This window comes from Streptomyces sp. NPDC088910, assembly GCF_044749865.1.
In the GTDB taxonomy this organism is placed as follows: domain Bacteria; phylum Actinomycetota; class Actinomycetes; order Streptomycetales; family Streptomycetaceae; genus Actinacidiphila.
Genome location: NZ_JBIVIV010000003.1, coordinates 421,829 through 440,523 on the forward strand (window position 1 = coordinate 421,829; position 18,695 = coordinate 440,523).

At 72.9% G+C, this 18,695-nt stretch carries 6 protein-coding genes; 1 reads left to right on the forward strand and 5 read right to left on the reverse strand.

Annotated features, from left to right (window positions below):
* Positions 1 to 112: 112 nt before the first annotated feature.
* The 3 genes from ACIP4Z_RS10200 to ACIP4Z_RS10210 all read right to left on the reverse strand — a co-directional run bounded on the left by ACIP4Z_RS10200 (position 113) and on the right by ACIP4Z_RS10210 (position 14,623).
* Positions 113 to 9,790 (reverse strand): hypothetical protein, encoded by a 9,678-nt coding sequence (locus ACIP4Z_RS10200; RefSeq protein WP_401306339.1) that lies wholly within the window; start codon positions 9,788 to 9,790, stop codon positions 113 to 115.
* Positions 9,783 to 14,120 carry a type VII secretion protein EccCa gene (gene eccCa, locus ACIP4Z_RS10205; protein WP_401306342.1) on the reverse strand — a complete coding sequence of 1,446 codons (4,338 nt, stop codon included), beginning with the start codon at positions 14,118 to 14,120 and terminating at the stop codon, positions 9,783 to 9,785. Before eccCa ends, ACIP4Z_RS10200 begins: the two co-directional genes overlap by 8 nt.
* A 62-nt stretch (positions 14,121 to 14,182) precedes the next feature.
* Positions 14,183 to 14,623 (reverse strand): WXG100 family type VII secretion target, encoded by a 441-nt coding sequence (locus ACIP4Z_RS10210; RefSeq protein ID WP_401306345.1) that lies wholly within the window; start codon positions 14,621 to 14,623, stop codon positions 14,183 to 14,185.
* Positions 14,624 to 14,770: 147 nt separating this feature from the next.
* Between ACIP4Z_RS10210 and ACIP4Z_RS10215 the strand changes: the two genes are divergently transcribed.
* Complete coding sequence (locus ACIP4Z_RS10215) at positions 14,771 to 15,394, forward strand: hypothetical protein (RefSeq protein WP_355344254.1); 624 nt, start codon at positions 14,771 to 14,773, stop codon at positions 15,392 to 15,394.
* Between the two features lie 43 nt (positions 15,395 to 15,437).
* Here the strand turns inward: ACIP4Z_RS10215 and ACIP4Z_RS10220 are convergent, their stop codons facing one another.
* On the reverse strand, positions 15,438 to 15,761 hold the full coding sequence (locus ACIP4Z_RS10220) for a WXG100 family type VII secretion target (protein WP_355344257.1): 324 nt from the start codon (positions 15,759 to 15,761) through the stop codon (positions 15,438 to 15,440).
* Positions 15,762 to 15,898: 137 nt separating this feature from the next.
* Positions 15,899 to 18,688, reverse strand: a complete 2,790-nt coding sequence (locus ACIP4Z_RS10225) for a right-handed parallel beta-helix repeat-containing protein (protein WP_401306349.1) — start codon at positions 18,686 to 18,688, stop codon at positions 15,899 to 15,901.
* Positions 18,689 to 18,695: the final 7 nt, after the last annotated feature.

Here is an 18,695-nt window from a genome sequence, read left to right on the forward strand (position 1 = left end):
CACGAATATCACACGGCGCGCGCACCCCGCTACGGCGGTTCCTCTCGCGGATCCGGTGCCGGTGCGGGCACCGGATCCGCCGAGGTGTCCGGGGCGATCGGCGCTCTCGCCCTCACCGCCTCGTGGCCGGGCGCGGTTCGGAGCCGAAGAAGACCTCGGGCGCCGGTTCCCCGCCGGAGGCGGCCCGGTGCCGCGGGCCACTGGCCGTACCGAAGCCGAGTCGCAGCGGCGAGGACGGGGGCGAGGACGGGACGGTGGCCGCCACGTGCCGGTCGGGTGCCGAGGACGCCGGGGCCGGGGCCTGGTCCGAGGCCAACTCCGGTGCCGACAGCGGCGATACGGGCGGTACGGGCCGCTGCTCCGGTACGGCGCCGACGGGCTCGGTCGCCGCCCACCGCGCGGTGTACGGAGCGGGGTCCGCCTGCTGGAAGAGCAGGACGGGGCGGCCGTCGTCCGGTCCTGTCGTCCAGGGGGTTCCGTCCGGCGTCAGTACGGTGACCCGGAGCCCGAGCACGGGTGCGGCCACCGCGAGCACGAGCCAGTCCGCGTCATCGGAACCGGTCCCCGTACGTACGGCTTCGACGGCCGCTTCCTCGGAGCCGACGAGCGGCGCCGTCCGTCCGGGGGCGGTCAGGCCCGTGAGCGGCGGCCACAACCGCCGTTCCCCCGGCGGCCGTTGCGCGTCGGTCACGAGCGCGTCGGCCAGGGTGTCCCGCAACTCCCGCGACCCGGCGGGCCGTCCGTGCCCCACGAGCCGTCCGCTCTCCACGGGCGCGACGGCGGTCAACGCGTGTGTCACCGCGTCCCCTTGGTCGAGGATGTACAGCGGCGCCAGCCCGCGCTCGGCCAGCCGGTCCTCCTGCGAGCGTGCGGGGGACGGGAGTTCGGGGGCGGCGTGCGACGGACGTACGGCCACGGGCATCGCCGGTGCCGCTGGTGCCACGGGCATCGCCGGTACCGCCGGTACCACGGCTTCGACCGGTACCGGACGGGACACGGGCGCCTGCTCCGTGACAGGAGCCTCGTACGCGACAGGGACCTCGCCCGCCGCCGGGGCCTGATCCGTAGCAGGCTCCTTGCCCTTCCCCGGCGGAACGTCCGCGCCCGCCCGCACGCGCGGCGCCGCGAAAGAGGTGCCGGTACGAGGCGTCACGGGAACGTGGACCGCCTCGTCCCCCGGCAGGGCAGGCACCATGTGCAGGCCGTCGCCGGAGAGCACCGGCACGTACGCGGTCGCGGACGGATCGAACTCGTCCCATACCTCGGCGACCTGCTCGATGTTGCCGACCTCGCCGATCCAGCCGCTGTCCCCGTACATGATCATGCCGGTCGGCGTGTGGATGAAGTCGTCACCGAAACTGACCCAGCCACCCGGAGACAGGACCGTGCCGTCCGGCAGCCTGATCCAGCCGCCCGGATCGACCTCGTACCCCAACGGCCGTGACGACGACGGCGTGTCGGCCGGAGGCAGCGGCAGGTCGAACACCGCGAACTCGCCGGGCCCGTCGGCCGTACGCGGACCCGCCGCAGGAGCGGGAACCCGCACCAGACCCGTGTCGGAGCGCGGCTCCATCAGCGTTACCACCCGCCCGATGCCCCACTGCTCCCGGATCGGATCGATCCCCACGTCCGGCGAACCGCCCCGTGCTCCCCACCGGTTGCCCGGCAGATCCCACGAGCCGCTCGGCCGCCCCGCCGAACTTCCCGGCCGACCCGACGACCCGCTCGGTCGGCTCGACGACCCACTCGGCCGACCCGACGACCCGCCCGGACGGTCCCAAGACCCGCTGGGCTGGCCCGACATACCGCTCGGCTGCCGTGACAGTCCGCTCGGCCGCCCCGAGGACACGCTGGACCGGCGCGACAGCCCGCCCGGCTGGCTCAAGGACACGCTCGGCCGCCGCGACGAACTCCCCGGGCGGCCCGACGACCCTCCCGGCCGACCTGACGAACCGCCAATCGGCCGGTTCGAGCCCGGAATTCGAGGGTGCCGGTGCGCGAAGTAGACGTCCCAAGCGTGCCCGGGCGGATACATGTTCCGGACGGGCGACGGCATCGCGAGGTCCTGGTACATGTTGTACAAGCCCTCGTACTGACTGGCCGCGACAGGCGTGCCGGTGAAGTCCATGATGTTGAGGATCGCGCCCGTGTCGATCTGGCTGAGACCGACGTTCAGGTAGTCCACCCCGTCGTGCGGGAGCGGAACGGCCCTCGGGGTGATCGACGGCGCGTTGCGCGGACCGACCAGGAACGGGAAGGGGAACGCGGGGTCTCCGGCGAAGATCGGAGTCGCGTTCACCTCCCACGGGTCGAGCAGCACGATGTTGCGAGGCCGCTCGGGATAGCCGACCGCGATGAACACGTGGTCGGTGTACGGCGCGATGGCGTGCAACGGGTGTTCGCCCGGGTGGAGGTTGAGCGGCACGTGCCAGATCCGCATCCCCGGGGGCAGCTGCCTCCGGTTCAGGAGGACGTAGGTCAGGGCCGCGTGCTCACCGCAGTTGCCGGTGTTGACCAGTGACGCCTGGGCCGCGCTCTGCCCCAACGACTCCTGGATATTGCGGGGTTGAACGCGGGGCACCTGACGGGCCAGGTGGTTGCGCACCAGGAGCGCCCCGCCCGTCGCCGCGACCGAGGACGCCTGATTCGACTGGCCTCCGTGCAGGATCTCGCGTACCCCGGCGAAGATCTCATGGCCGAGGTCCATCAGCCACAGCTCGTTCTGCAAAGGCTCCGACGGGAGCATGTCGGGCGGAAGGGGGTCGCCCATCCCCACCCGCCGTCCGCCGCGACTCGCCGCCTCGGCCGCGTCCCGCTGCGCGTAGTAGTTGGTGTGCCACTGCACGGACTGACGGTTGAGCCGCTCGATGGCGAACCACTGCTCGGGCGCCATGCCGGGCGGCGGAGCCGTCGCGGTCGGTACGTAGAAGGGGGCGGGCTGCCAGCTCGGCAGGCGGGGTGAGGGCGGCGCGTCCGCCATCTCCACGTCCTCCGGCTCGAAGGAGCGCGCAGGCGGCCGACTGGGCCCCGCGGACGGCGGATACGGCTGCCTGCTCGACCCTGCGGTCGGCGGATACGGCTGCCGACTCGATCCGGCGGTCGGCGGATACGGCTGCCGACTCGATCCCGCCGACGGCGGATACTGCTGCCTGCTCGATCCCGACGAGGGGTACTGCTGCCTGCTCGGCTCGGCGAAGGAGGACTCCCTGCTCGGCCGGCGGGTGAACCCGGAGGAGGGGTAGGACAAGACGCCCGTCCGCCGGACCGACCCGGAGGAGGGATAGGACCGGCGGCTCGACCGGCGACCGGAAGACGACACCGGCGGCCTGCTCTCCTCCCTCGGATCGGTGTAGACCGTAGTCCTGGAATACCCTCCCGAACCCGAGTACGACGATGACCCGCCCGGGAGCGACATCGGACGACCGGTCACGATCATCTGCGCGATGGCCTGGCCACGCGGCCGCAGCGGCATACGCTGCCGCCAGTCGGGCAACTGCGCGTGCAGCTCCGGCACATCGGCCACCGTCACCGGCGGATGCGTCGCGTCCAGCCGGTGCAGCTCCGTGTTGATGTCCTGGGCCAGGACCACCTGATCGAATTCACTCAGGCCGGAACCGTGGCCGGACGTCCCCTGCACGGGAGGCGACGGCACGGCGGACGGCGTCGGCGCCATCGGCCGGACGACGGGCGCCCAGGCCGCCGCGGGCGTCTCGTCCCAGCCGGAAGTCCCGTCCGTCGCGGGCTCCTTGCCCTTGGCGGACGGACCGGGTGAACCGGATGTGCCCGCCGTGCCCGCCGTGCCCGCCGTGCCCGCCGTGCCCGCCGTGCCCGCCGTGCCGGTCGGCACGGGGCCACGGGGCCGCGGCGTCCCGGAGCCGGGGTGCGCGATCGGGGCCGCCGCCTGCGTCTCCGAGTCGGTACGGGGCCGCAGCGGGATGTGCACGGCCTGGTCGCCGGGGTGTACCGGCACCATGTGCAGGCCGTCGCCGGAGGGCACCGGCAGGTGAGGGGCCGCCGACGGGTCGAAGTGGTGCCAGGTCTCGGCGATCTGCTCGATGTTGCCGACCTCGCCGATCCAGCCACTGTCGCCGTGCATGATCGCGCCCGTGGGGGTGTGGATGAAGTCGTCCCCGAAGCTGACCCAGCCGCCGGGCGACAGCACGCTGCCGTCCGGCAGCCTGATCCAGCCGCCCGGATCGACCTCGTACCCCAACGGCCTTGACGACGACGGCGTGTCGGCCGGAGGCAGCGGCAGGTCGAACACCGCGAACTCACCGGGTCGACCGGTCGTACGCGGACCGGCCTCCGGGGCAGGACCGCGCACCAGACCCGTGCCGGAGCGCGGCTCCGCCAGCGTGACCACCCGCCCGATGCCCCACTGCTCCCGGATCGGATCGATCCCCGTGTCCGGCGAACCGCCCACCGTACGGGCCGGGCCGCCCGGCTGGTCCCACGGCATGCTCGGCCGACGCGACGAGCCGCTCGGCCGCCGTGAAGAACCGCTGGGCTGACCCGAAGAGCCGCCAGGCTGGCGCGATGAGCCGCTGGGCCGACGCGAAGAACCGCTGGGCTGACGTGACATGCCGCTCGGCTGCCTCGACGGCCCGGCCGGTCGACCCGAAGAGCTGCTCGGCCGACTCGACGAACCGCTCGGCCGGATCAGGCCGGACGGCTGACCCGACGAACCGCCCGGCCGGATCAAGCCGGGCTGCTGGGGGTGCCGGTGCGCGAAATAGGCGTCCCACGCGGGGCCGGCCGGGTACATGTTCCGGACGGGCGCCGGCATGGCGAAGTCCTGATACATGTTGTACACCCCCTGGTACTGGCTGGCGGGGAGAGGCGTACCGGTGAAATCCATGATGTCGTGGACTTCGTGCCCGATCTGACGATGGCCGATGGCCAGGTAGTCGATTCCGTCATTCGGCAGAAGAACGGCCCGCGGGTTGATCGACGGCGCATTGCGCGGACCGACCAGGAACGGGAAGCGGAAAGCGGGATCCCCGGCGAAGATCGGAGTCGCGTTCACCTCCCACGGGTCGAGCATGACGATGTTACGGGGCCGCTCGGGATAACCGACCGCGATGAACACATGGTCGGTGTACGGGGCGACGGGGTTGTCGCCGCGTTCACCCCGGTGCAGATTCAGAGGCACGTACCAGATCCGCATGCCGTCGGGCAGCCTGTGCCGGTTCACGAGCGTGTAGGTCAAGGCCGCGTGCTCACCGCAGTTGCCCGTGCCGGTGATGGATGCCGTGGCCGCGCTCTGCCCCAGTTGTTCCATGGTATTTCTGGGCTGCTCCCGGGGAGCGACCTGCCGGGCCAGGGAAAGGCGAATCTGGAGCGCCCCGCCCGTCGCCGCGACCGAGGACGCCTGATTCGACTGGCCCCCGTGGAGAATGCGGCGTACGTCGGCGAAGACCTCATGACCGAAGTTCAACAACTCGATCTCGCGCGGCAGCGGCTCGAACGGCAATGTGTCGTGCGGAGAGACCGGAATTCCCTGATTCCGCAGGTTCTGGCGGATCGCCTCCTCTTGAAGGCCCATTCGCCGGTAGTAATCGGTGTGCCATCGCTCGGAGATCCGCTGGGCCTCCAGGATGTCGTGCCAATGCCTGTCGGAGATGCCGTGGGGCCGGACCGTCGCGGTCGGCGCGTAGAAGGGGGCGTGCTCCGGGGGCGGCGCGTCCATCATCTCCACGTCCCCGATGTCAGAGACGGGGGTGCGCGGTCGGCTCGAACTCGGCGGCGGGTACGGCTGTCGGCTCGATCCCGACGGCGGCGGGTACGGCTGTCGGCTCGATCCCGACGGCGGCGGGGCGTACGACTGCCCGCGCGACCCGGAGCTGCTGGGCTGCCTCCTCGGCGCGGGGGCGGGCGGCGCGATCGGTCGGCGGCCGAGCCCGGAGGAGGGGTAGGACAGCAGGCCAGGCCGCTGGACCGACCCGGGGGAAGGATAGGACCGCCGGCTCGACCGGCGCCCGGAGGACGAGACCGGCGGCCTGCTCTGCTCCCTCGGGTCGGTGAAGACGGACGTCCTGGAATATCCTCCCGAACCCGAATGCGAGGACCCGCCGGGGAGCGACAGCGGCTTGCCCGTCACCATCGTCTGCGCGATCGCCTCACCGCGTGGCCGCAACGGCATGCGCTGCCGCCAGTGGGGCAGTTGGGCGTGCAGCTCGTCCACGTCCCCGGGGCGGACCGGAGGGCGGCGTGGATCGAGCCGGTGCAATTCGCGGTTGATCTCGTGCGCCAGGATCACCTTGTCGAATTCGCTCAGACCGGGACCGTGGCCCGACCCCTCCTGCTCATGCGGCTGTTCGCCCGGCGGCACGTGCTGCGAGGGGGGTGCCTCCTCCGACGCGGGCTCCTTGCCCTTGCCCTTGCCCTCATCGGTCGCGGGCTCCTTGCCCTTACCCCCGTCCGTGGCAGGCTCTTTGCCCTTGCCCTCGTCCGTCGCAGGCTCCTTGCCCTTGTCCGACGAGGCGGGGGCCGGCTCGGTGGTGGTCTCCGACGTGGACTTGCCGTTCTGGGGCTGCTTGCCCTCCTTGCCGGAGGGCGCGGGCGACTTGGGCTCGGGGGCCACCGTGGTCGGCGGGGCCTCCTTCGTGTGCGGTGCGGCGGCCGGGGGTTCCTTGCCGACCGGCGGTACGGTCTGGCCGCCGTCGGGCCGACTGCCCTTCCCGGAACCGGAGTCCTTACCGGAACCGGGCTCGTGCGGCGGCGGCGCGGTCTCGATCTGCGTGTGGCTGCTGTTGCCCTGGTTAGGACGCAGATTGCCAGGGCCGTCGCCCGAACTCCCGTTGCCGGAGTTCGACCGCCCGCCCGGTACGTCGTCGAGCGTCGCAGGACCGTCGTAACCGGGACCCTTGCGCGTAGGCTGCTTCGGCGCGGGCGGCAGCTTCGGTCCGGCCCCGTGCGAGCCGTCGCCCCGGTTGCCTGAACCGGGCGGCTTCCACAGGCCGTTCGGGTCCGGGATGCCGCCGCCCAGGCGGTGTCCCGGATTCTCCATCGGATCGGAGCTGACGGGCTTGGACGACGTCCCGGATGACGTCCAGGACGATCCGCCCCGACCCGGCTCCTTCCAGCCCGAATCCGGCGCGGGCTTCGCGCCGCCCAGCGTCCGGCCGGGATTCGCCATCGGGTCGGAGTGCAACTGCGACTCGCCGGAACCCTGCGGCTTCGACTCCGGCGCGGGGAACGGATTCTCACCCGGACCACCCAACCGACGCCCCGGATTGTCCATCGGATTCGGACTCAACGGCACCGGCGACGACTCAGAAGAACCACCCGAACGCGGCTCCCTGGCCGGTACCGGCTTCCCGTCACCCAGCGTCCGGCCGGGATTCGCCATCGGGTCGGGGCCGGTGCCGCTCGAAGCCGGGGGTTTCGATGTCCCGCCCTGACGGTTCCCGCCCTGGGAGTTCCCGCCCTGCGGATTTCCGCTCTGGTGGTTGCCTCCCTGCGTGTTGCCGCCCTGGGAATTCCCTGCCTGCGGGTTCCCGCCCTCCTTGCCGGAGGGCACCGGCGGTTTGGGCGCGGGGGCCACCGGGGTCGGCGGGGCCTCGCCCGGAGGCGGTGCGGTCTCCGTCGTCTCCTTCCGGGGCGGCGGCGCGCTCTGGCCGCTGTCGGAGTGACTGCCCTTGCCGGAGCCGGAGTTCGTGCCGGAACCGGGCTCGTGCGGTGGCGGCGCGGTCTCGATCTGCGTGTGGCTGCTGTTGCCCTGGTTGGACCGCAGATTGCCGCCGTCGCCCGAGCCCGCCGCGTCGCCGCCGTTCTGCCGCCCGCCCGGCTTGTCGCCGAGCGTCGCGGGCTGGTCATGGCCGGGCCCCGTACGCGCCGGTGCCTTCGGCGCGGGCGGCGCCGTCGATCCGTTGTCGCGCGGACCACCGCCGCGGTTGCCAGAACCCGGTTCCTTCCAGAGGCTGTTGGGGTCGGGCTTGCCACCGCCGAGGCGGTGCCCCGGCCCGTCCATCGGATTCGACCCGCCCGGCCCGCCGGGCTTCCCTTCGGTGCCCGATCCGGACGATCCGTCGGAGCGGCCGTGGGAACTCGTCGCGGGATAGTCGTACCCCGGCCCGGTCGGCTGCGCCTTCGACGGACCGTTGCTGCCCGGCGCGTCCGGATTCGGTTCCTTCCAGAGGCTGTTGGGGTCCGGCTTGCCACCGCCGAGGCGGTGCCCCGGCCCGTCCATCGGGTTGCCGGAGCCCGAACCGTCGGGACGGCCGTGGGAACTGGTCGCCGGGTAGTCGTAACCGGGCCCGGTCGGCTGCGCCTTGACCGGCCCGCCGCCCTCGGCCTTCGTGCCGGGGCCGGGGAACGGATTCTCGCCGGGACCGCCCAGCCGCCTGCCCGGATTGTCCATCGGATTCGGGCTCAGCGGCTTGGACGACCCACCGGACCCCTTGGACCCGTTGGAACCGTTGGAACCGCTCGAATCGCTCGAATCGCCGGAACTCTCGCCGTACGGGCGGTCCTTCACGCCGTGCGGGTTGCCGGGCGGAGCGCCCAGCGTCCTGCCCGGGTCCTTCGCACCCCCCGGTGAACCGTCGCCCTTGCCCGAAGAGCCCGACGACCCGTTAGAACCGCCGTCACCGTACGGGCGGGACGTCACCCCGTGCGGGTTGGCGGGCGGAGCGCCCAGCGTCCTGCCCGGATCGGACTCGCCCTTGCCCGACGAACCCGATGAACCCGATGAACCGGACGAGCCCGACGACCCGTTCGAACCGCCGTCGCCGACCGGACGGGTCTTCACCCCGTACGGATTGGCCGGCGGAGCGCCCAGCGTCCTGCCGGGGTCCTTCGAACCCCCGGCGGAGTCGTCGCCCTTGGGGGCGGGCGCGCCGACGTCGCTGCTGTGGTGGCCGCCGCCGGGTCCGCTGTTGGTGCCGCTGAACTCGCCGCCGGAGGAGTGCTTGGTGACGATCGGTCCCGAGTCGGGGGCGGGACCGCCCTTGCCCGATCCGTCGGTGATCGGCGTCGCGTGGTCGCCGCCGCCGATCCGCGACGGGGGCGGACCGATCGGGGACTTCCCGCCGCCACCGCCGCCCAGCGGTTTGCCGCCGATCGGCGTGGGAGGCGGAGGTGAGACGGGCGGCGGGGCGCCGGTCTTGGGGCCGGAGCCCGGCTTTCCCGGACGCGGGGTGTAGTGGAAGGCCCCGAGCCCGCCGCTGATGCCGCCGAAGGCACCGCCGATGCCCAGGCTCCACGCCTCCATGCTCCAGTCGACCTCGTAGTCGGTACCGGCGATGTCCGCGCCGATCTTGCCGACGGCGATGTCGAAGGCGAGGTTGGACGCGGCGCCGATGACGGCGCTGCCGGTGATCTCGATGACCGCGGTGGCCACCGAGCCGATCCGGGCGGCCATCTGGGCCATGATCGGGATCAGCCGGGCCAGCAACTGGCCGATCATGGCGAGCAGTCCGCTGAGCAGCGGGCCGAGGGCGAAGAACACGGCGCCGAGCAGGGCGCCGAGGATGTCGGCCCACATCGCGGCGTTGAGCTTCTTCGCGTACTCCGCCGCGGCCTTGTGCAGTTCGTCGGCGTAGCGGTTGATCGTCTGGCCGATGGTCCAGGCGGTCTCGGCGGCGCTGTCGATGGTCGGGGCGACGCCTTCCTGCCAGGCCAGGCGCGCTTCGTCACCGGCTTTGCCGGTCATGCCGAGCTCGGAGACGTAGCCGTTGACGGCGACCTTGCGCTCGTGGAGGTCGTCGCCCATCCGGATCCAGGCGTTGCCCAGTTCGTAGATGTCGTCGAGCTTGATGGTGTTGAGTACGGAATCCGCGTCAGCCATGGTCGGGGCCGCTTTCCTCGGGCGTACCGCTGCTACTCGGACGGGTGCTGTTCTCGGGGCCGCCGCCCAGGCGGGTCACCGGTCCCGTGACGTACCGGGCCACGTCGGGCTGCCTGGCGGCGGGTTCGGGGGAACCCGGATCGTCGCCGTGCCCCGCCACGACGCCCGCGGGCACCGGCTCGGCGGCGGGGCCCGGTACGCTCACCGGCTCGCCGCCTTCACGAAGAGCCGTTACGCCGGGGCCCGTTTCGCCGGGGGCCTCTTCGCCCAGCTCGTCGATGGCGACCTGGACGATGGCGGGGACGGCGGAGCTGCGGCGGATCAGCGTGCCGCGGCCCGGCTGACGCCGGTAGGCGCGCTGGTCGCCGATCAGGACGCCCTCGCGGTGGTCGCCGGACAGCAGCAGCCCGTCGGTGCCGATCTCCTTGAGCTTGCTCAGCAGGGGGTCGGACAGCAGGGCGCGGCTGGCACCGCCGACGCGGCGGGCGAGCACGAGGTGGAAGCCCAACTCGGCGGCCTGCGGGATGAATTCGGCGAGCGCGGCGAGCGGGCCGTGGCCCATGGTGCCCGCGGCCAGGTCGTAGTCGTCGGCGACGACGTACAGCTCGGGGCCGTGCCACCAGTCGCGCGCGGCGAGTTGGGTGGCGGTGACGTCGGCGGGGGGCATCCGGGTGCGCAGTGTCTCGGCGAGGGCCTGCGCCTGGGCCGCGACCAGGTCGGCGTTGCCGCCGCGGGCGCCGATGTACTCGTCGGGCACGGTGCCCAGCAGGCTGTGCCGGTAGTCGACGACCATGAAGCGCAGGTCGCGCGCGCTGTGCCGGGCGGCCAGGCCGCGCATCCAGGCGCGCAGGAACGCGGTCTTGCCGGAGCCGGAGTCGCCGAAGACGACGAAGTGCGGGGCGTCGGCGGTCAGGTCGAGGCCGACCGGGCGCTGGTCGGACTCGCGCAGGGCGATGGGCACTTCGCGGGCGCCGAGGGCGGGGCCGTGACCCTCCCAACGCTCGGCGGGCGGCAGCGCGGCGGCGGCCGCCAGCTCGCGGACGGTGATCCGCGCGGGCAGCACGCGCAGCGCCGGGACGGCGGGCCGCCGCCAGCTCTCGGCGAGCCGGGCCACCAGCGCCTGCCCGGCCTCGGCGAGCCCTTCGACGCTGTCGACGGCGTCGAGCCGGGGCAGCGCGATGTGGTGGGTCAGGCCCGCGGCGGCAAGGCCCCGGCCGGGGATGCTCTGGCCGAGCGCGCGGGCGGCGGGGCGGCTGATCTCGGACTCGGTGGGGTCGTTGAGCCGCAGTTCGAGGCGGCCGGGGATGCTGTCGCGCAGGCCGATCCGTACCTCGGCCCAGCGGTTGGCGGTCAGCCAGAGGTGGACGCCGACGCCGAGACCGCGGGTGGCGATCTCGGTGAGGGTGACGACGGCGTTCTCGTCGGTGGTGTGCAGGGCGGCGAGGTTGTCGACCACCAGCACGACGTCGGCGGACCGTACGCCGTCGGGGACTTCGCCCGCGGCGCGGCGGGCGCGCAGTTCGGCGGCGGACTGGATGCCCAGGTCGCGGAACATCTGCTCGCGCGCGGTGACCAGGCCGGTGATCTCGGCCAGCACCCTGCGGACCCGCTCGTCGTCGCGGCGGCCCGCGATGCCCGCCACGTGCGGTGCGTCGCCGAGGCCGTGCAGCGAGCCGCCGCCCATGTCGATCCCGTAGAACTGGAGCTCGTCGGGGGTGTGGGTGAGCATGGCGCTGAGCATCGCGGTGCGCAGGAAGGTGGACTTGCCGCTCTGCGGGGCGCCGACCAGGGCGATGTGGCCCTGACGGCCCGCCAGGTCCAGTACGAGGGGCTGCTGTTCCTGCCGGGAGGGCACGTCCAGCACGCCGACCGGGAACTTCAGCTCGCCGGAGTACGGCCACAGGGCGCAGCGCAGGCCCAGTTCCGGGTCGGCCTCCGGTTCGCCGAGCAGCGGGTCGAGGGTGAAGCGCGGGGGCAGCGGCGGCAGCCACACCTGGTGGCCCGCGGTGTCCTTGTCGGCCAACCGCTCGACGGCGAGCTGGAGTTCGGTCGAGCCGCCCTCCGGGTCCCAGTCCCAGCCGGGCGTCTCGGCCTCGTCCGCGGCGAGCGGCGCGAGGTCGCCGTGCACGGCGAAGGGCACGGGTTCCAGGGCCGGTCCCGCGCTGTCGGCGTCGTGGTCCTGGTAGGGCGCGGAGACGTACGCGACGCGGAAGCGTTCGTAGACCGACTCGTCCACCTTGAGGTAGGCGGAGCCGGGGATGGCGGGCAGCGTGTACGCGTCGGAGGTGCCGATGACGGCGCGGGACTCGGCGGCGCTGAAGGTGCGCAGGCAGATCCGGTACGACAGGTGGGACTCCAGGCCGCGCAGCCTGCCTTCCTCCAACCGCTGGGTGGCCAGCAGCAGATGCATGCCGAGCGAGCGGCCGACCCGGCCGATCTGCACGAACAGGTCGATGAAGTCGGGGCGTTGGGAGAGGAGTTCGCCGAACTCGTCGACGATGATGAGCAGATAGGGCAGCGGCTCCAGCGGTTTGCCGTTGATGTCGGTGGCGCCCGCCGCCTGCCGCAACTGGTATTCGCGGACGGAGTCGACGTTCCCCGCCTCGCGCAGCATCCGCTGCCTGCGCTGCTGTTCGCCGCGCAGCGCGTCGCGCATCCGGTCGACGAGCGCGAGGTCGTCGGCGAGGTTGGTGATCAGGCCGGAGACGTGCGGCAGTTCGGTGACGCCCGCGAACGTGGCGCCGCCCTTGAAGTCGACCAGGACCAGGGCCAGGTGCTCCGGCGCGTGGGCCATGGCGAGTCCGGTGACCAGGGTGCGCAGCAGTTCGCTCTTGCCGGAGCCGGTGGCGCCGACGATCAGTCCGTGCGGGCCGATGCCGCCCTGCGCGGACTCCTTGAGGTCCAGGGTCAGCGGTTCGCCGGTGCCGGTGACGCCGATGGGGACGGAGAGCAGTTCTCTGTCGTCGGGAGCGCGGCGCAGGGCGGCCGGGTCGAAGTGGGCGATGTCGGGGACGCCGAGCATGTCGGAGAGGGAGACGTGTTCCGACAGGACCTGTTCACGCTCGCCGGTCAGCCGCAGCGGGGCCAGCGAACGGGCGGTGGCCTCCAGGACGCCGGGCGCGACCTCGTCCACGACGGCCTGCTCGACCGGGGCGTGCAGCGCGGCCGTACGGCCTTCCAGCGCGAGGCCGCCGCGGGCGTCCGTGCGGGCGCGTACGTCCACCCGGCCCGGCTCGGAGCCCTCTTCCTCCACCAGGCACACCACGTGCACGCCGAGGTCGGGGCCCGCTTCGGTGAGCAGGTCGGACAGCAGCGCCGAGCGGGCCCACGGCGCGTCGGGCTCGTATCCGTCGAGGAAGACCACCACGTGACCGCGGGGCCTGGTGTCGCGCTGGGAGATCAGGCGGGCGTTGCGCTCGGCGCGGGCGGCGACCGCCCGGTCGAGGGTGGCCTGGAGGTGGTCCTGGAGTCCTGCGAGGTCGTCGGCGAGCAGCGGCACGACTTCCTGTTCACGGCGCTGGGCCTGGTCGGGCTGCTGGGCGTGCGGCAGCCACTTGGCCCAGTCCCAGTCGGAGTTGCCGCCGGTGACGACGGCGATCCGCACGTCGTCGGGGGCGTGCAGCACGGAGAGCTGGAGCAGCAGGGTCTGGGCGAGCTTGCGGGTGCGGTCGCGCGGGCCCAGCAGGCTCACCACGCCCGCGGCGCGCAGGTCGAGCCAGGCGGCCTGGTCGGCGACGGTGCCGTGCGCGCGGACCAGTTCGGCCGCGGCGTGCTGGCAGGGCGTGTCGACGTCGATGGTCGGGTCGTTCTGCCCCGGCATCTGGAGCGCGTCGGCCGCCGCCACCGTGCCGGTGCCGAGCCGCAGGTGCAGGAAGTCGTCGTCGCCCGGGCGGCGTTCCCAGACCCGGCGGCGGCGGGTGGCGATCGCCCAGAGCCGGTCCGGGTGCGGGTGCCGCCACGCGTCGGCGGCGCGCTGGCCGAGCTGGGAGCGCATGACCTGCTTGCGCACCCCGGCCAGGTACTCCAGGTACCGCTCCCGCTGCCGGTACTGGTTGCGGCGGCGGTGGCTGCGCAGTTGCATCCGGACGCCGATGGTGATGCCCACGGAGACCACGACGAAGGCGATGCCCAGCAGGATCATCCACGCCTTGCCGTAGGCGATCATGTACGCGGCCATGCTCATGCTGGACAGCAGGGGCAGCAGGAGCATCAGCCAGCCCGCGGCGCCCTGCGGCTGTGGCCGCTGGGGCAGGCCGGCCAGTTTCGTCCGGCCCTCCGGCATCGGCGGGGGCGTGATGCGGACGGGGCGGTGGAAGGGGATTCGACTCACGATGGCTGCCTAGCGGGCTGTCGGGGCGGTGGGGGCGAGGTGGCGGGGGCGGTGCGCCGGCACTAGAACTCCATGGTGACCGCGGTCTTGTTGGGGTCGGTGACCGCGGCGGGCGGCTTGTCGCTGGACTTCCCGTCGTCACTGGTCAAGGCCGTGCGGAACGACTTGAAGGCGTCGGCGATGCCGTCCTCGGCGGTGGTGTAGTTGTACGCGGCCATGCCGACCCCGTCGGCCAGCGCGGACAGAACTCCCTTGTGCGGGTCGTCCTCCGTGCCGAACAGCTCGGTCATGACCGACACCCACTTCCTGTTGACCTCGTCGGCGTCCGAGGCGGCCTGGCCCTGCCAGGCGACGTGCAGTCCCTCCAACTGGCCCCGGATGGTGGTGAGGCTCGACAGGACGGTCTTGCTGAGGGTGACCAGGTCGTTGGCGTCGGACTTCAGGCCCGTCGGGGAGATGTTGAGGACGGAGGTGTCGTAGTCGGCGGTGCCGGAGTCGGCCATGACGCGCCTTTCTCGGGGAGCGGATACCGGTGCGGCACCTGCATGCTGACAATTCCTCATATAAGTGGTAAACCTGGCGGTGTCCTGCCGGGCCCATGCTTGGCGAACCGGCCGTGCGGTCGGCGCGAGAGAGACGAGGCAGACGACGTGACCGATCCGATCACCTCGAAATACGACACCACTCCGCTGCCCGATCCGCCCGCGGACGGGTCGGAGACGCCCAACCCCGACCACGACAAGAACCTCGACGGTCTCGTGCCGACCGACAAGGTCATCTGGTCCACCCCGCCGTCCTTCAACATCGACCCGAAGGACAGCCAGTCCGACCAGGGTTCCGGCCCCGACCCGAACTCGTACGAGGCCGCGGCGGACCTGAAGATCGACCTGAGCGCGGTACGCGTCGCGGAGAAGTCGATGCTCACGGAGGCCCGCGGCGCGGTCGACCGGTACGAGGAGCTGCGCAAGCGGGTCATGGCCGTCAAGGGCCATGTCTTCGGGCAGGGCGCCCAGGACAAGAACGCGGAGGGCGAGGGCCACACCTCGCTCTCGTCCGGGTACGACCCGTCGGTCGGCAAGACGCACGACAACCCGTTCGCCGAGACCGGCGTGAAATTCGGCGCGGACATGAACCCGGCCCAGGACCGCGCCCTGCTCCAGATCGGCTCGACGCTGGAGAAGCTCGGCGAGTACATCGCGCTGCTCAACCACTCGGGGCAGGTGTACGCGCACACCGACCGGGAGTCGCGCTTCCCGCCGCCGCCCGCGGGCTGAACGCGCCGCCGCGTACCGCCCACGCGGTGCGCGGCGGCGGCACTCAGCCATGGGTCCCGCCGTCGCTGAGGTTGTTCAGATTGACGTGCTCGGAGTCGTGGTAGTTGTTGTACGACGTCGTCATCCGCGAGGCGATGTCCTTGAGCAACTCGTCCAGTTCGTGCTGGACCTTGTGGAACCACGTCATCATCGCCGCGAACGACTCGTGCGACGGGCTGGACCAGTCGGCGCCGATCTGCTTCACCTTGGCGTCGATCGAGTTCATGGTGGTGGTGATCGTGCCGGACTCGCGTTTCACCACTCCGATCGCGTCGTTCAGCGCCGCCAGGTCCGCGCGCCACTCTTCCGGGGTCGGTTGGTCCGACATCCGCGGGTCACCTTCCTTTCAGCCGCTCCGAAGTCCTGTGCCGAAGTCCTGTGCCGGGCCTGCGCCGAAGTCCTGTGCCGGGCCCGCCGCCGTACGGTGCGCCCGCCGGGCAGCGGGGCGTACGTCCGCCCGCGCGGTCAAGCGGCGCCTCCCGGGGGGAGGTCGGCGGGCAGCAGCGTGGTGAGCAACTCCACGTCGGCCGCCGCGAGATCGACGGCGCTCAGGTCGAGTTCGGCCACGCGGTACGCGTGCCGCTCGGTCATCCGCTGGAACACCTGCCGCGCGCTGCGCCCGTTGCCGAACTGCTCGCCGCGCGGGACGGCCGCGAAGTAGTCGTGCAGCGCGGCCGTCGTCTGCGGCGCGAAGGTGTACTCGTGGTCGACGGCCTGGTGCTCCACGATCCGCACCAGCTCCTCCGAGGTGTAGTCGTCGAAGAGCAGGGTGCGGGTGAAGCGCGAGGCCAGGCCCGCGTTGGACTCCAGCAGCCGGTTCATCTCGCTCGGGTATCCGGCGACGATGACCACCACCTCGTCGCGGTGGTCCTCCATCAGCTTCACCAGCGTCGAGATGGCCTCGGAGCCGAAGTCGGTGAACTGCCCCTGCGGCACGAGGGAGTACGCCTCGTCGATGAAGAGCACCCCGCCCAGCGCGCGCCGGAAGACCGCCGTCGTCTTGGGCGCGGTGTGGCCGACGTACTCGCCGACCAGGTCGCCCCGGTCGGCCTCGACCAGGTGTCCGCGTTCGAGCAGGCCGAGGGCGGCGAGGAAGCCGCCGTACAGGCGGGCCACCGTGGTCTTGCCGGTGCCGGGATTGCCCGCGAAGACCAGGTGCCTGCTCAGCGGCGGCGCCGCGAGCCCGGCCTCCTGGCGGACCTTGACCATCTGCATGAGCTTGGTCAGCGTGACCACGTCGCGTTTGACGCTGTCCAGGCCGACCAGGCGGTCCAGCTCCACATGGAGTTCCGCGAGCTTCGCGCGGGCCGCCTCCGCGGTCGACTCGGTCTCACCGGCGGCCTGTTCGGCCTTCTCCGCGGCCGAGCGGGGCGCTCCGGCGACGGCGGGCACCGCGACGCGCCCCTCCTCCCCCGCCGCCGGGGGCGCGAGGGTCGGCAGGAGCGGATCGGTCGCGTCCTGGACCAGGCAGTCCTCGGCCCGCACGTCGGCCTCGTCGTCCCGCAGCAGGTCGGTGTCGGTGCCGTCCACGGTGCAGCGGCGCAGCAGGAAACGCGAGCGGGCACCGGCGTAGACGGCGGGGAAGCGGCTCTTGGTGAGGTGGCAGTCCTCGTACAGGCCCTCGCCGCCCTCCTCGACGAACAGCGCGTTCTTCGCCGCGCCCTCGACGGTGAGGCCGCGTACGCGCGGCCGGGCCCCGGCGCGTACGACGACGCCGCTGCCGCGCGGCTCGCGGACCGCGCCGCCTTCCACGACGGCCGTGCTGCCCTCCTCCAGCAGCAGGCCCGCGGTGCCGCTGCCGGTGACGGTGACGTTCTCCAGCCGGGCGCCGGTGTCCCGGCCGACCCGGACGCCGGTCTCGCCGGAGGCGGTGATCTCGCACTCCGCGAGCAGCGGGCGGTGCGTGGTGTGCAGGTGTACGCCCTCCCGGCCGCCGGACACCCGGCAGCCGCGGACGGCCGCGTCGCCGCCCTGCACGTACACCCCGGCCAGGCCCGCGTCCGTCATCTCGCAGTCGTCCGCGAGGAGTTCGGACCGTTCGGTGACCCGCACGCCGTACTCGGGCGAACCGCTGACGGTGCAGCCCCTGGCGTGCAGGCGGGCCCCGCCGCCGAGGTGCACGCCGGTGTACGCGGTGTCCCGTACGGTGCAGCCGGTCAGCGTCACCTCCGCCTCGGCCACCGCGTACAGGCCGTTGGCGCCGCTGCGGGCGAAGGTGGAGTCGTGCGCGGTGGCCCGGCCGGCCCCGCTGACGGCCAGCGCGGTGTCCTGGCAGTCGACGGCCCGCACGCCGGTCAACTCGGCGGTGGCCTCGGCGGTGACCAGGATCGCGGCGCCGGTGGTGTGGTGCACATGGCAGCCGTCGAGCAGGACGGAGCTGCTGCCGTCGGCCAGTACGCCGGCGCCCTCGGTGCGGAAGATCTCGCAGTCGCGCAGCCGTACGCCCGGGGTGTCGTGGCCCTGGCGGGCGGCGGATCCGGTGGCGGGCGCGGCCGGTTCGGCGTCCTCGCCGTGGGCGAGGGGCCGGTGACCCGCGCCGGAGGCCGCGCGGGTCAGGCGGCCCGCCGTCTCGCGGACCCAGACGCCCGCGGCGCCCGTCTCGTGCAGGCGGCAGTCGCGCAGCGCCGCGGTGGCGTGTCCCTCGACCACGACGGCGGTGCCGCCGCTGCCGCGGACGTCGCAGCGGGTCAGCGTCGCGTGCGCGCCGCCCGTGAGCAGGACGCCGCGCCCGCTGGCACCGTCCACCAGGGCGTCGGTCAACTCGGCACGCGCCTCGTCCTCGACCACCAGGCCGTCGCCGACGCAGCCGCCGACGGTCAGATTCTCCAGTGTGGTGCGGCTGGTGCCGGTCAGCCGGACCGCCGCGCCCTCGGCCTTCCGGACCGAACAGCCGCTCAGCAGCGGGGCGGCGGTGCCCGCGACCTCGATCCGGCCGCCGGTGATCTCGCAGTCCCGCAGCACCGGTTCGCCCGCGCGCACCAGCAGCGCGGCCTCGCGGGGCACGGCGGACACGAGGGTGAAGCCGCGGATCTCGGCGCGGCCCGCGTGCACGGTGACGGCCGGGCCGCGGACGGCGACCAGCCGTACGGCGCCCTTCGCCACCAGGGTGACATCCTTGTCAAGCAGCAGGCTCTCGCTGTACGTGCCCGCCTGCACGGTGATGACGGCGCCGGTGTCCGCGCTCCGCACGGCCGCCGCGATGGTGCGGTGGCCGCCCCAACTGCCCGGCGCCACGCGCTGGGCGGCGGCCTTCACCGGGCGC

Excerpts from the sequence above, each read along its gene's own strand:
- ACIP4Z_RS10200 (WP_401306339.1), bottom strand. The coding sequence starts at position 9,790 with ATGGCTGACGCGGATTCCGTACTCAACACCATCAAGCTCGACGACATC.
- ACIP4Z_RS10210 (WP_401306345.1), bottom strand. The coding sequence starts at position 14,623 with ATGGCCGACTCCGGCACCGCCGACTACGACACCTCCGTCCTCAACATC.
- ACIP4Z_RS10220 (WP_355344257.1), bottom strand. The coding sequence starts at position 15,761 with ATGTCGGACCAACCGACCCCGGAAGAGTGGCGCGCGGACCTGGCGGCG.